The organism is Micromonospora sp. CA-248212 (assembly GCF_050948405.1).
In the GTDB taxonomy this organism is placed as follows: Bacteria; Actinomycetota; Actinomycetes; order Mycobacteriales; family Micromonosporaceae; genus Micromonospora.
Map to the genome: position 1 here is coordinate 3,086,249 of NZ_CP192023.1, position 13,727 is coordinate 3,099,975.

The 13,727-nt window shown below is 69.2% G+C and carries 10 protein-coding genes, 1 pseudogene and 1 riboswitch; of the genes and pseudogenes, 6 read left to right on the top strand and 5 right to left on the bottom strand.

Annotated elements, in window-relative coordinates; all coding sequences use genetic code 11:
• Positions 1-1,160: 1,160 nt before the first annotated feature.
• Positions 1,161-1,592: pseudogene (locus ACQP03_RS14725) on the top strand (aminopeptidase); the annotation flags it as partial.
• 130 nt (positions 1,593-1,722) lie between these two features.
• Positions 1,723-2,229: a hypothetical protein gene (locus ACQP03_RS14730; protein ID WP_357121566.1), complete on the top strand. Its 507-nt coding sequence runs from the start codon at positions 1,723-1,725 to the stop codon at positions 2,227-2,229.
• 106 nt (positions 2,230-2,335) lie between these two features.
• Here ACQP03_RS14730 and ACQP03_RS14735 read toward each other — a convergent pair whose 3' ends face one another.
• On the bottom strand, positions 2,336-3,034 hold the full coding sequence (locus ACQP03_RS14735) for an SDR family oxidoreductase (RefSeq protein WP_357121569.1): 699 nt from the start codon (positions 3,032-3,034) through the stop codon (positions 2,336-2,338).
• Between the two features lie 191 nt (positions 3,035-3,225).
• Here ACQP03_RS14735 and htpG point away from each other — a divergent pair, with 191 nt between their 5' ends.
• A complete protein-coding gene (htpG, locus tag ACQP03_RS14740; RefSeq protein ID WP_433460997.1) occupies positions 3,226-5,142 on the top strand; it encodes a molecular chaperone HtpG in 1,917 nt (638 codons plus the stop codon).
• A gap of 130 nt (positions 5,143-5,272) precedes the next feature.
• Here the strand turns inward: htpG and ACQP03_RS14745 are convergent, their stop codons facing one another.
• Together ACQP03_RS14745 and ACQP03_RS14750 are read right to left on the bottom strand one after the other, a co-directional pair.
• Positions 5,273-5,926 (bottom strand): response regulator transcription factor, encoded by a 654-nt coding sequence (locus ACQP03_RS14745; protein ID WP_357121575.1) that lies wholly within the window; start codon positions 5,924-5,926, stop codon positions 5,273-5,275.
• Positions 5,926-7,074, bottom strand: coding sequence for a sensor histidine kinase (locus tag ACQP03_RS14750; protein WP_357121578.1), 1,149 nt, complete (start codon positions 7,072-7,074; stop codon positions 5,926-5,928). Before ACQP03_RS14750 ends, ACQP03_RS14745 begins: the two co-directional genes overlap by 1 nt.
• A 109-nt stretch (positions 7,075-7,183) precedes the next feature.
• Between ACQP03_RS14750 and ACQP03_RS14755 the strand changes: the two genes are divergently transcribed.
• Positions 7,184-8,623, top strand: coding sequence for a nitrilase-related carbon-nitrogen hydrolase (locus ACQP03_RS14755; RefSeq protein WP_433460999.1), 1,440 nt, complete (start codon positions 7,184-7,186; stop codon positions 8,621-8,623).
• On the opposite strand, the gene ACQP03_RS14760 is transcribed toward ACQP03_RS14755, so the two are convergent.
• A complete protein-coding gene (locus tag ACQP03_RS14760) occupies positions 8,593-11,409 on the bottom strand; it encodes an AfsR/SARP family transcriptional regulator (protein ID WP_433461000.1) in 2,817 nt (938 codons plus the stop codon). The genes ACQP03_RS14755 and ACQP03_RS14760 overlap by 31 nt on opposite strands.
• Before the next feature lie 185 nt (positions 11,410-11,594).
• Between ACQP03_RS14760 and ACQP03_RS14765 the strand changes: the two genes are divergently transcribed.
• Positions 11,595-11,996 (top strand): peptidase inhibitor family I36 protein, encoded by a 402-nt coding sequence (locus ACQP03_RS14765; RefSeq protein WP_357121587.1) that lies wholly within the window; start codon positions 11,595-11,597, stop codon positions 11,994-11,996.
• Positions 11,997-12,104: 108 nt separating this feature from the next.
• Here ACQP03_RS14765 and ACQP03_RS14770 read toward each other — a convergent pair whose 3' ends face one another.
• A complete protein-coding gene (locus tag ACQP03_RS14770; protein ID WP_357121590.1) occupies positions 12,105-12,593 on the bottom strand; it encodes a peptidoglycan-binding domain-containing protein in 489 nt (162 codons plus the stop codon).
• A gap of 270 nt (positions 12,594-12,863) precedes the next feature.
• Positions 12,864-13,032, top strand: a riboswitch (cyclic di-AMP (ydaO/yuaA leader).
• Between ACQP03_RS14770 and ACQP03_RS14775 the strand changes: the two genes are divergently transcribed.
• The gene (locus tag ACQP03_RS14775) at positions 13,032-13,724 is read left to right on the top strand and encodes a transglycosylase family protein (protein WP_357121593.1); all 693 of its coding nucleotides are present in this window, start codon (positions 13,032-13,034) and stop codon (positions 13,722-13,724) included. (Overlaps the previous riboswitch by 1 nt.)
• The last annotated feature ends 3 nt before the right edge of the window (positions 13,725-13,727 follow it).

Consider the following 13,727-nt stretch of genomic DNA (forward strand, 5'->3'; position numbering starts at 1 on the left):
CCCCATGAGAGGTAGAACGCTGAGCGCGGGAATCGCGCGTTGGAAACAAGGATTGATGATTGGGAGATATGAGCACAAACACATCAAACGTCTTTCATGATGAGTCATGGTTGAAGATGTTTGCAGTTGAAACATGTTTGATATTTGGAGAATTTACAAACTGCTTTCTGAGAAAGTAATTAACTAACTAATTCATCACAGAGACTCAGGGTAACTGAGAAGGTTTGTTAGCAATGAGTTCCTGGGAATGAATGCTGGATATGGGAAATGAAGATATGAGGACGTTATGATAGTAAACGTCCGAAATACAAATCAAATGAAGAATTCCACGTTGATAATGAAAGGCTTCAACACTGAGAGGACACACAAACATCAGATACAGGTTCTGAGACGAGAATGACACACTACTTTTATACGAAGAAATTCCCATGAGAATGAAGGATTCAGTAGAACTCCATCTGTGAGTGAGAGGTCTGTTCAACACTGAGTTGAGAATGAATGAAACACATTGCCATTGCTTCAGACTCTGTCTAGATGTGAAGATATGAAGACAGGCCTGAGAAGGGGTTTCCAAATTATATGAACATCAGATACTACTACTACAGAATGCTAGGAAAGGATTGATCATATACAAACTGGAGAGAATTGAGGGCATTGATATTCGTACACGGGAGAAGGATTGAATTCGAAGTAGACAGAAACAAGCGATTTGTGTTGTGTTGTGTTTATGTATTCAACTAACAGTGTTGAACCCGTTTTGGTTTGGTTTGAGACACAGTTTGAAAGATTGTGAAAAGGGAATTGGAAGTGGACTTGTTGTGTTGACAGAAAGCGCAGAAAAGGCATTATAAAAGGGTAACTAATTAGACGGATTTTTGTCATAATAGCTTTGACGCTGTAGAAAAGGAAATATAACTAGAAAACAAGTAGCCAGTATCGTGATTCGCCCTGGCTCTGAAAGGGATATTTGCCTTCATGTTCAAAGTCACAGTGGTGAGGGGCACACATTGAATGTTTGAAACTTTGTGGTTCTGCCATATGAGTGATGCAGCACTGAGAATGTGGTTTGTATGTCACATTTATTGTCACGGAACAGCCATCACTGGACACTCATAGCTGATGACACACTGGCACTGAAGTCAGCAGTGGGGCAGGAATGGAACGGTGGCTTCGAGAGCGGCAGTACGCCGTGGACCGCCTCCTCCGGCGTGATCACCAGTTCCAGCGGCCAGGCGGCCCGGACCGGGTCGTACAAGGCGTGGCTCGACGGGTACGGCAGCACCCACACCGACACCCTGTCCCAGTCGGTGACCGTGCCGGCCGGTTGCGCCAGCTACACGCTGTCGTTCTGGCTGCACATCGACACCGCCGAGACGACCGGTTCCACGGCGTACGACAAGCTCACCGTGCAGGTGGGCTCGACCACCCTGGCGACGTACTCGAACCTGAACGCCGCCTCGGGCTACACCCAGCGCACGTTCAACGTGGCCGGGTTCGCCGGGCAGACGGTGACCCTGAAGTTCACCGGCACCGAGGACTCGTCGCTGCAGACCAGCTTCGTGATCGACGACGTGACGCTGCAGGCCAGCTAGGGCGCGTCGGGTGGGGGCGTGTGTCGCGCTCCCACCCGACATCTGGTCACGTCCGTCTATCTCTGGTAGAAATCCTCCAAGGCCGGCCCCTGATTCGCAGAATTCCGCCCCTCACGCGAACGGGAGTGCCATGTCACCCACTCGATCCACCCTGCGCCGCCGCGTGCTCACGCTGTTCGTGGCCACCCTGGCGGCGGTCTGCGCCACGTTCGGCCTGGCCGCTCCGGCCTTCGCCATCAGCCATTCCAGCGCCACCTCGCAGCTACGCGCCGCCGGCATCTCCTGGACCTCCAGCGGCAACTGCAGCGACCGCAACGTGTCCACCTGCACCTCGTTCGACGGGGTCCGGCAGGCCACCATCGACGGCATCATCACCTTCAAGCGGGCCAGCGGCTGCGCGGTCACCATCACCGCGGGAACCGAGGTCGGGCACGCCGGGGGCACGTACAGCCACTGGAACGGCTACAAGCTCGACATCGCGCTGAGCACGTGCATCCAGAACTACATCTCCGCGAACTACGCCTATGTCGGCTACATCTCCGGCTTCGGGTACCAGTACCGGGCGCCGTCGGGCAACCTCTACACCAAGGAGGGGAGCCACTGGGACATCCTCTTCTACACCTGCGGTGGCTGCTGACCGCGAGTGTGACGGCGTACGCGGCGGGAGCTGACCGCGTACCCGATCAAGGGCCGCCGCCGGTGCATGCCGGCGGCGGCCCGTCGCGTTCCCGGTGGGGGGGCGGTCAGGGGAGCTGCGGGTAGAGTGCGGCGACGCCGCCCGCGAGCCCGGCCTGCACCTGCCGGCTGACGTCGTCGGTGACGATCTCGTACGCGTCGGCCTCGATGCCGTCGACGCCGATCCGGGCGATCTCCGCCGGGTCGGACTTGGGGCCGTCGATCGTCGCGGCCATGTCGGTGTCCATGTAGCCGACGTGCAGGCCGGCGACCCGCACGCCCCGCTCGGCGAGCTGGAGGCGTAGCGCGTTGGTCATCGCCCACTCGGCCGACTTCGCCGCGCCGTACGCCGCGTGCAGGGGGAAATTCACCCAGGACAGCACGGACAGGACGTTGAGGATGGTTCCGCCACCGTTGCCGGCGATGACCGGCGCGAAGGACCGGATCATCGACAGGTTGCCGAGGTAGTGCGTCTCCAGCTCCAGGCGGATCAGGTCGAGGTCACCCTCAAGCAGGTCCGCCCGGCTGTCGATGCCGGCGTTGTTGACCAGCAGGTTCACGTCGCCGGCCAGCTTCGCCGCGGCGGCCACCGAGGCGGGGTCGGTGATGTCCAGCCGGACCGGCGTCACGCCGGGCAGGTCGACGCTGTCCGGGTTGCGCGCGCCGGCGTAGACCGTTGCTCCGCGGGCGACGAGCTCGGCGGCCAGGTGCCGGCCGAAGCCCCGGTTGGCGCCGGTGACGAGGGCGGTGCTTCCAGCGATCTTCATGGAGTGCTCCAGGGTTCGTGGCGGCTTGTCGACAGGAACGCTATCGGGCTGACTTCTGTCAGGCAAAGTCAGGTAGGTCGCGCGACGGGCGGACGAGAATCGGGAATACGACCCGGAGGCGCACACACCCGCGCCGGTGACGGCTCGTATCCTTTGCGCGAACCTCCGTACGAGCCGAGAAGGGAGACGGTGTGAGCAACCAGGCCGAGACGTTGGAGTTCCAGGCCGAGGCGCGTCAGCTCCTGCAGCTGGTCGTCCACTCGATCTACTCGAACAAGGACGTCTTCCTGCGGGAACTCATCTCGAACGCGTCCGACGCACTGGACAAGCTGCGGCTGGCGACGCTCGTCGACAAGGACCTCGTCGCCGACACCGACGACCTGCACGTCGCCATCGAGGTCGACCGGGACGCGCGCACGCTGACCGTGCGGGACAACGGCATCGGGATGACCCGTGACGAGGTGGTCCGGCTGATCGGCACGATCGCCAAGTCCGGCACCGCCGAGCTGCTGCGCCAGCTCCGCGAATCCGCCGACGCCCGCGCCTCGCAGGAACTGATCGGGCAGTTCGGCGTCGGCTTCTACGCCGCGTTCATGGTCGCCGACCGGGTCACCCTGCTGACCCGCAAGGCCGGCGAGACCGGCGGCACCCGCTGGGAGTCCACCGGCGAGGGCACCTACTCGATCGAGTCCGTCGACGAGGCGCCGGCGGGCACCGCGGTGACCCTGCACCTCAAGCCCGCCGACACCGAGGACAACCTGCACGACTACACCGCCGAGTGGACGATCCGCGAGATCGTCAAGCGCTACTCCGACTTCATCGCGTGGCCGATCCGCATGAGCGTCGAGCGCTCGGGCGCCGAGGGCGAGCCGCCCACCAGCGAGGTGCAGACCCTCAACTCGATGAAGGCGCTGTGGGCGCGTCCCCGCGACGAGGTCGACGCCGCCGAGTACAACGAGTTCTACAAGCACGTCAGCCACGACTGGGCCGACCCGCTCGAGGTCGTGCACATGAAGGGCGAGGGCACCTTCGAGTACGAGGCGCTGCTGTTCCTGCCCAGCCACGCCCCGCTGGACATGTTCTCCCCGCAGGGCCGCCGCGGCGTGCAGCTCTACGTCAAGCGCGTGTTCATCATGGACGACTGCGAGGCGCTGGTCCCCACCTACCTGCGCTTCGTCAAGGGTGTCGTCGACGCCCACGACCTGTCGCTGAACATCTCCCGCGAGATCCTCCAACAGGACCGGCAGATCCAGATCGTCCGCCGCCGCCTGGTCAAGAAGGTCCTCGCCACCGTCAAGGACCTCAAGGCCAACCACGCCGAGCGCTACCGCACCTTCTGGACCGAGTTCGGCGCGGTGGTCAAGGAAGGGCTGATCGACGACGCCGACAACCGCGACACCCTGCTGGAGATCCTGTCGGTCGCGTCCACCCACGACGCGGCGGAGCCCACCGACCTGGCCGGCTACGTGTCGCGGATGAAGGACGGCCAGACCGACATCTGGTACGCCACCGGCGACTCCCGGACCACCATCGAGAACTCCCCGCACCTGGAGGCGTTCCGCGCCAAGGGCCACGAGGTGCTGCTGCTCACCGACCCGGTCGACGAGGTGTGGGTCGAGCGCGTCGGCGAGTACGACGGCCGGCCGTTGCGCTCGATCGCCAAGGGCCAGGTCGACCTGGACACCGACGAGGAGAAGCAGCAGGCCGAGGCCGAGCGTGAGCAGCAGCGGCAGGAGTTCGCCGCGCTGGTCGACTGGCTGGGCACGACCCTGGCCGACAGCGTCCGGGAGGTCCGCCTGTCCTCGCGGCTGACCACCTCACCGGCCTGTGTGGTCGGTGACGCGCACGACCTCACGCCGACGCTGGAGAAGATGTACCGGGCGATGGGGCACGAGGTCCCCTCGACCAAGCGGATCCTGGAGATCAATCCGGGTCACCCGCTGGTCGCCGGGCTGCGCAAGGCCCACGAGCAGGGCGATTCCGGCCCGGCCCTGACCGAGACCGCCGAGCTGCTGTACGGCCTGGCGGTCCTCGCCGAGGGCGGCGAGCTGGCCGACCCGGCCCGGTTCACCCGTACCCTCGCCGACCGGCTGGCGCGCACCCTGTAAGCCTCCTCGCGAACTGTCTCGCCTCGTCGATCATGGAGTTGTGGTGGGTGACAAAGCGCTCATCACGGTGCCTGACAGGCACCATGACTCCATGATCGACGAGGTCGGCAGACCGTGACGTCGCCACCGGTCAGCGACCGGGGATCACCAGGCCGGATTCGTAGGCGATCATGACTGCCTGGGCGCGGTCGCGCAGACTCAGTTTGGCGAGCAGGTTGCCGACGTGAGTTTTCACCGTGTGCTCGCTCAGGTGGTGGTGGGCGGCGATCTCGGCGTTCGACAGACCGGCCGCGATCAGGCGCAGGACGTCCGTCTCGCGGGCGGTCAGGGCGGTCACCGCGGCGGCGAGCGCCGGGTCCGGGTGGCCGCGTCGGTGTAGTTCGCCGATCACCCGGGCGGTGACGCCGGGAGCGAGCAGCGCATCGCCGGCGGCGACCACCCGCACCGCGTTGACCAGGTCGGCTCGTGGGGCGTCCTTGAGCAGGAAGCCGCTGGCACCGGCACGCAGGGCCGCGTACAGGTAGTCGTCGGTGTCGAACATGGTCAGGGCGAGGACCCGGCTCGGGGTGAGTGAGCAGACGTGCCGGGTCGCGGCGACACCGTCGAGAACGGGCATCCGCATGTCCATCAGGACGACGTCGGGACGGTGGTCGAGGGTGGCCCGCACGGCGGCGGCGCCGTCGGGGGCCTCGGCGACCACCTCGATGTCCGGCTCCGCGCAGAGGATCGTGGCGAATCCGGCCCGGAACAGGTCCTGATCGTCGGCGAGCACCACACGCAGCATCAGACGGCCACGGGTGCGCAGAGCGGCAAGGTGGCGGTGACGGTGAAGCCGTGGCTTTCGGAGGCCGGGCCGGTGCGCAGGGTCCCGCCGCAGGTCCGGGCGCGCTCGCGCATGCCGACGATTCCGTATCCGGGCACCCCGACGCCGACAGCCCGGTTGCCGCGACCGTCATCGGTGATCGACACGGTCAGGGCGTCCGCGCTGTAGCTCAGCAGGATGCGGACCGATCGGGCCTCGGCGTGCCGGACCACATTGGTCAGGGACTCCTGCACGATCCGGTAGGCGGCGACCCCGACGTGCGCGGGCGGTTCGACCGGTGGACCGAGGGTGACCTCGGACTGAGATCCGGCGACGGATCCGCACGGCGGGGGTGAGATGGTGAGGACGGCGTCGAGTCCGGTGGCGCGGACGCGTTCGACGAGGACGGGCAGGTGGGCCAGGCCCGGCTGGTCGAGGGACTCATCGGCGGGTTCGTGCAGGCTGCCGACCGCGCGGCGGAGCTGGACGACCGCGTCCCTGCCGGTGGCCGCGATCGTGGCGAACGCCGCGTCGGCGCGGTCCGGGTGGGGGCGCACCAGAAGAGGTCCCGCCTCCGCTTGCACGATCATGACGCCGACCGCGTGGGTGAGGATGTCGTGCAGGTCCCGGGCGATGCGCGCGCGTTCGCGCAGCACGGCCGCCGCACGTTCACCGGCGACGCGACGATCGCGTTCGGCGTGGGCCATGGCCTGGGTACGGCGGGCGCGGGCGCTCGTGCCCAGGGCGTACGCGAAGCTGTAGGCGACCACCAGGTACCGCAGCACCTCCACGTCCGGGTGTGGATAGAGCAGCGAGACCAGCAGGCCGCCGGCGGTGACCAGGATGCCGAGCAGGCGGATCGGCAGGGCGGCCCGCGCCGCGAACGTGTAGAGGCAGACGAGCGGACCGACCGGCAGCAGCGGGGGTGCGCCGAGCGAGGCGGAGACGGTCGTGGCGAGGCCCACGACGACGGCGACCTGGACCAGCGCGCGGTCACGCCACAGCACCGGGACCGAGGACGCGACCGCGAGCGGCAGCACCCACCAGGCACGGGGACCGCCGGCCAGGGCGGGTAGCACGGTCGCGGCCACGGCGGCCACGGTGACGGCGAGATTGACGTACCGCTTCACGCCGGCAGTATGGTCTCGCCGGGCGCTGCCGCGCCTCCCTCCACAGGACCAGATCACCTCCAGTTCGTACGGCGATCCGCCCCGGCCGCTCCCGCCGCACGATCGACGCATGACGACGATCATCGCCGCGCTCCTCAGTGGACTGCTCTGGCTCGGTGGTTCCGGGCTGCACCCGGTTGCCGCGCTGACCTGGCTCGCCCCGATCCCGCTGATCCTCGCCTCGGTGCGGGTACGCCCGAGGACCGCGCTCGGTGCGACGGTTCTCGCCTGGTCGATCGGCCAACTCGGCATTGTCGGGTACTACCTCGGCACGCTGCGACTACCGGTCCCCGTGGTCGGCGGCGTGTTCGTGCTCGGTCTCGGCCTGGCGGCCGGCACGGTCCTGCTCGCCCGGACGCTCCTGCGGCACGGGCGAACCGGGACCGCCGTTCTCACCGTGCCGTCACTGTGGGTGCTGGGCGAGTACGCCGCGTCCCGCCTGTTGCCGCACGGCGCGTGGTGGAGCCTCGCCTACACGCAGGCGGACGTCCGCCCGGTCATCCAGCTGACCGCGCTCACCGGCGTGTGGGGCGTCACCTACCTGTTGCTCGCCGTCCCGATCGCCCTCGCCGCCCTGCTCGCGGGCCTGCGACCCACCCGCACCGCCCGGCTCGACGGCCCACGCCCGGCCCTCACCTGCCTGCTCGCCCTCCTGCTCGGCGTCGGCGGATGGTCGGCCTGGTCACTGAGCCGCTCCCCGGAGCCGGCCGAGCCGCTGACCGTGGGCCTCGTCGCGCTGCGACAGTCCGAGGACGGGCTCCCGATCGACGAACCGTCCGGGCGGGACCTGCTCACCCGGTACGTTCCGCGGGTCTCGGACCTGGCCGCGCGCGGGGCGCGGATCGTCGTGCTGCCGGAGAAGGTGTTCGCCGTGACAGACGCCACCCTGCCCCTGCTCGTCGAGGCGCTCCAGCAGACCGCGGCCCGGGTCGTCGTCGGCGTGGTGCTGCGGCGGGCCGGGACCGCGAGCAACGTGGCGCTGGTGCTGGACCCGAGCGGAACGATCAGGACGTACGAGAAGCGACATCTGATCCCGGGCCTGGAGGACTGGCTGACGCCGGGCGACGACGAGGTGATCGTGGACGGGCGGTTCGGCGTGGCGATCTGCAAGGACCTTGACTATCCCGGTCTGGTCCGGCGGTATCGGGCGCAGGGCGTCTCGGTGCTGCTCGTCCCCGGCCTGGATTTCACCTCCGACGGCTGGCTGCACAGCCGGATGGCCCTCGTCCGTGGGGTGGAGAACGGGATCACCGTGGTCCGCGCCGCCGCGTTCGGCCGGCTGACCGTCACTGACCCGGGCGGCAGGGTCGTGGGCGAGGCGACCGCCGGTGACGCGGAGCTGCTGGTCACGGCCGCTCCGACGCGAGGGTCAGGCACTGTCTATTCGCGTACGGGAGACTGGTTTCCGATCGTGTCCCTGGTCTTGTTCGTGATCTCCGTGGGAGCGGCGGTGGGCCGGCCCAACAGCGGGCCCCGCCGTCACGACCCGTCGGCCGCCGTGAGCCGTTGACGGATCCGCTGCGCGTCCGGGTGGCCCAGCTCGTCGAGGATGCCCAGCGCCGCCCGCCAGCTCCGCGCCGCTTCCGCCGGGTCGCCGGCGTCGACCAACGCCTCCGCCAGGTGCGTCAGCGTGTCCGCCTCGTAGTACCGGTCCCGGAACTCCCGGTACAGCGCCAGCGCGTGCCGGTAGGCGACCACCGCCTCCGCTGGTCGTCCGGCGCGGTGCTGCGCGTAGCCGAGGGTGTCCCACGTGGGCGCCTGGCCCTGCCGGTCGTCGAACTCGCGCAGCAGCTCCAGCGCCTGCTGGCACGCCTCAACGGCGGCGTCGTGCTCGCCGAGCTGGGCCCGGTACCAGCCGACCGCGTTGAGGGCCATCGCCTGCCCGTAGCGATGGCCCGCCTCGCGGTACAGCGCCAACGCCGCCTCGGCATGCCGGACCACCTCGGCTCGCCGGCCCTCCCGGTCGGCCACCTCGGCGAGATCGAGGTAGGTGTGCGCCTGGTTGGCGGGGTCGCCCAGCTCGCGGAACAGCTCCAGCGCCCGCCGGAGCTGACCGGGCGCCTCGTCGAGCCGGCCCAGCCGGGCCTGCGCCCGCGCCAGGCTGCGGTGCGCGTACGCCTGCCCGACCGCCGCGCCGCCGCGCCGCGCCGCCGCCAGCGCCGTCCGCTGCACCGCCAACTGGTCGTGCCAGCCGCCCTGGCGGTCCAGGAAACTGGTCAGGCTCCACGCCAGCTGCCAGGCGTGCCGGTCGGCGCCGCTGGCGGCGCACCGTTCCACGAGCGCGATCAGCACGTCGCGCTCGCGCGTGAACCACGCCACCGCCTCGTCGTGGTCGCCGAACTTCTCCGGCCGCACGCCGGCGACGGCCGGGGCGAGGGTGATCGGATCCCAGTGCGGATGCAGCAGCACGGCCGCGGCGTGCGCGCTGTGCAGGTAGTGGTCGAAGAGTCGGCCGCGCGCCTCGGCCCGGTCGCCGGCCGGGTCGTGCTCGGCGGACAGTTCGGCCGCGAACGCCCGCAGCAGGTCGTGCATGGCGTACCGGTCCGGGGCACGTTCCAGCATCAGGTGCGCATCCGCCAGCTCGGCGAACGCCGCCTGGACGGCCCGCCGGCCGGCACCGACGAGACTGACCCCGGCCGCCGTACTCACCGTCACGTCCGTGCTGCCGCCGACCAGCCGGAACAGCCGCGCGGTCGGCACCGACAGCAGCCGGTACGACCAGGACAGCGCCGCCCGCACGCTGCTGTCGTGGTCGCCCGTGTCGAGCCCGTCCAGCCGGCCGCCGGCCCGGAGCTGCGCGCCCAACTCGGCCAGCGGCAGGTGGGGCCGGACCACCGCCCGCGCCGCCACCACGACCAGGGCCAGCGGTAGCCGGTCACAGAGTCGGACCAGATCGTCGACCGCGGCCCGCTCCGCCTCCGCCCGCGCCCCGATCCGCGCGTACAGCAGGGCCTGCGCGTCGTCGGCGCTGAGCAGATCCAGCACGACCGCCTCGGCGCCCTCGGTGGCCACCAGACCGGTGAGCCGATCCCGGCTGGTCACCAGCACCAGGCAGCCGGCCGCGCCCGGCAGCAGCGGCCGTACCTGCGCGGCGTCCCGGGCGTTGTCGAGCAGCACCAGCACCCGCCGACCGGCGAGCAGGCTGCGGTACAACGCGGTCTGCGCCTGCTCGTCCGCCGGCACCTCGCGCGGCGGCACCCCGAGCGCGGCCAGGAAGCCCCGGACCACCTGCTCCGCGCTTCGGACGACGCCGCTGTGGCTGTAGCCCTCCAGATTGGCGTAGAGCTGCCCGTCCGGGAACTGCCCGGCGACCCGGTGCGCCCAGTGCACGGCGAGGGCCGTCTTGCCGACCCCGCCCGCTCCGGAGAGCACGGCCAGCGGGACGGCCCCGGGTCGCTCCTCGGCGGACGCCCGCAGCGCGTCCAGACGGTCCAGCTCCGAACGCCGCCCGGCGAAGCCCCGGACATCCGACGGCAACTGCGCGGGGACCGGGCGGTCCGGCCGCGACGGGGCGACGATGACCGCGGCGGCCGGCACGGGGGACACCTCCGGGGTCGGCGAGGTGACCTCGCCGCGCAGGATGGCCTGGTGTAGCTGGCGAAGCTCGATGCCCGGGTCCACACCGAGCGCGTCGGCGAGCCGGTCCCGCAGTCGGGCGTAGTACGTCAGTGCCTGCGCCCCGCGACCAGCCGCGGCCAACGCGTGCAGCAGCACGGCGGCGACCGGTTCGTCGAGCGGGTGCTCGTCGGCGAGCCGGGTCAGCGGATCGATCACCGCATCCGGCTCGCCCCGTCGCAACACTCCACGGGCCCACTGCACGACGGTGTCGGTGTGCCGGCGGTGCCAGTCCTGCCGGACCCGGGCCGCCCACTCGCCCGGCAGCCCCGCCAGCGGCTCGCCACGCCACAGCTCAAGCGCCCTGCGCAGCAGTTCCACCCGTTCGGGGTCCCCGTCGGGCAGCCCGTCGGCACGCTGCCGCAGCGCGTCGAAGTGCGGGCCGTCCACTGTCTCCGGTGGCAGGTCCAGCAGGTAACCACCCGACCGTCGCGCCAACACGTCCGGCGCGCCCGCGTCGGCCAGCACCCGGCGGAGCCGGGCGAGGTAGACGTGCAGGTTGTGGCGAACCCGGGGCGGCGACGCGTCACCCCAGACCCGGTCCACCAGAGCGTCCAGGTTCACCGGTCGGCCCACGTCGACCGCCAGTGCGGCCAGGACGGCGCGCTGGCGGGCCGCTCCGGCATCGACCGGACGGCCGTCCGCCCAGACCTCGACCGGCCCGAGGACCCGAATCTCCATGAACCGCCGCTCGCTGCACCGCCGGTCGCCCCACCGGCACCCCCGGGACAGCCGGATTGAGGTTCCGGCAGGAATTCGTCGACCTTCCGCGCAGATCATCGTTGCTACAAGGACATCGATCAACGTGATGTCAGCAACTCGACTCGCGGCCGGTTCCGGTCGTGACGACACCGGAGGTCACCATCGTGCGAAGTGCTCTGCGAAGGCTCACGTCCGCGCTGCTCGGTACGATCGCCGTGGGCGCCACGCTCGGCGTCGCCCCGAGCCCGGCCCAGGCCAACTACGCCTGCCCGTCGGGTCTGCTCTGCCTGTACGCCGGGGCCAACTTCAGCGGCGACATCTTCCTGCTCGACGGTCCGTACAACGGATGCAACGACGTCCCGCTGCCCTCGTACTTCCGCAACCGGGCCCAATCGATCATCAACAACCGGCCGTCCGGCACCGTCTCCACCTTCTGGGACAACGCCAACGCCACCGGCCTGCTCGGCTACCAGCACGCCTATGGCTACCGGGCGAACCTGGCGTACGACTCGGCCGCGATCGGGGGGAACTGGAATCAGCGGATCGAGGCGGTCCGGGTCTGCTGATCCATGAGCGTCGCCGCGCAGGGGGGAGCCGGCGACGCCGCACCGGGGGAGGGGCCGCCACGGCGCCGGCCGGAGTCCGCGAGGGCTCCGGCCGGCGCTGTACGGCGGTCAGCCCGGGTAGTAGCAGACGTTGGGAATGACCGGGCCGCCGTTGACCCCGAAGATCGCGAAGCCCATGTAGGCACGTGTCTGCGGGCCGTACTCGCCGTCCTCGGCGATGTTCGCGTACACGATGTCCTCATTGATCTTGTGCTGGGCGTACCGGACGGCGTCCCGGGTCTTCGGACCGTAGTTCCCGTCCAGGCTGAGCGACCGCGCGTAGCAGTTGTTCAGCGCCTCCTGGAGCACCAGCACCGCGGAGCCCGAGTGGCCGTAGGTGAGGTAGCAGCTTTTGTTTCCGGTCTGCCAGCCGACGGTGGGCACGTGCATGTCCGCGCCGCCCGGGTAGCCGCCGACCCGGTAGAAGGTCAGGCTGGTGCACGGGCTGGACGCCTGTGCGGCGGTCGGCGCGGACAGCGTCAGGCCAGCGCCGGCCAGTAGGGCTACGAGGACGGCTGCGGCGCGGCGACGGCCGTTGCGACTCTGCTGGAGCGGCATGATCTCCTCCTGGGGTGTCGTTTCCGGGACGGACCCGGTGTGCTCCAGAGCATCGCTACCGCCCGTCTACGGTTTCCTGTCCGAACGTCAATTCACCGGGACGGCAGGCCCTGATCGGAAACGGTCCATGATGGCCGCTGCACAGGTGGACGTCCTCCGCAACCGCTGGCCGCAGCGCCCCGCGTGAGCCGGTGAACAACTTCACAAGCGGTGGGCGACCGTCACCCACCGTGCCTACCGTCGGTCGGGTCCACCACCGTGGACGCCGCGACCGGCAACGCCAAATCCTGCCCCCGGTCGTCGGAAACAGAACCCGGGCAGGAGCGGGGGACCCAACGTTCCTCGGTGCATGTCACCTCGGGGTGAAGCCGCCAGCGCGCGGCCGGGCTCCTCGGCCCGAACCCGACAGCTCACCTCGCCGGCGTGGAGGAATGATCCATGACGTCTGCGTACACCCCCCGTCATCGACGGGTCACCACCCGCCGCGTCGCCGTCGGTACCCTGGCGGTCGGCGCGGTCACCGGCGCCGTCGCCCTCTTCGGCCCGGCGGCCCCGGCCCAGGCCGGTGTCAACTGGGACGCGATCGCCCAGTGCGAGTCCGGCGGCAACTGGAAGATCAATACCGGGAACGGCTACTACGGCGGGCTGCAGTTCTCCCAGGGCACCTGGGCCGGCTACGGCGGCACGAAGTACGCCGCCCGCGCCGATCTGGCCAGCCGTGGCGAGCAGATCGCGATCGCCGAGAAGGTGCTCGACGGGCAGGGCATCGGCGCGTGGCCGACCTGCGGCCGCAAGGGCGGCTCGTCGGGCGGTACCTCGACGAAGTCCACCGCGAAGTCCCCGACGAAGTCCACCGCGAAGTCCCCGACGAAGTCGACCTCCAAGTCGTCGACGTCCACCTCCGGCAAGGAGCGGCCGGCACGCGGCGACCAGCCGGCTACCCGTGGTCACGAGCGGACCGCCCCGGCGGCCGGCGGCGACACGTACGTGGTCGCGCCGGGGGACACCCTGTCGGAGATCGCCGAGCGGCACCCCCGCAGCGGCGGCTGGCAGGCCCTGTACGAGCGCAACCGTCAGCTGATCGGCGCGGACCCGGGCCTGATCTTCCCGGGGCAGCGGCTCGCTCTCTGACGT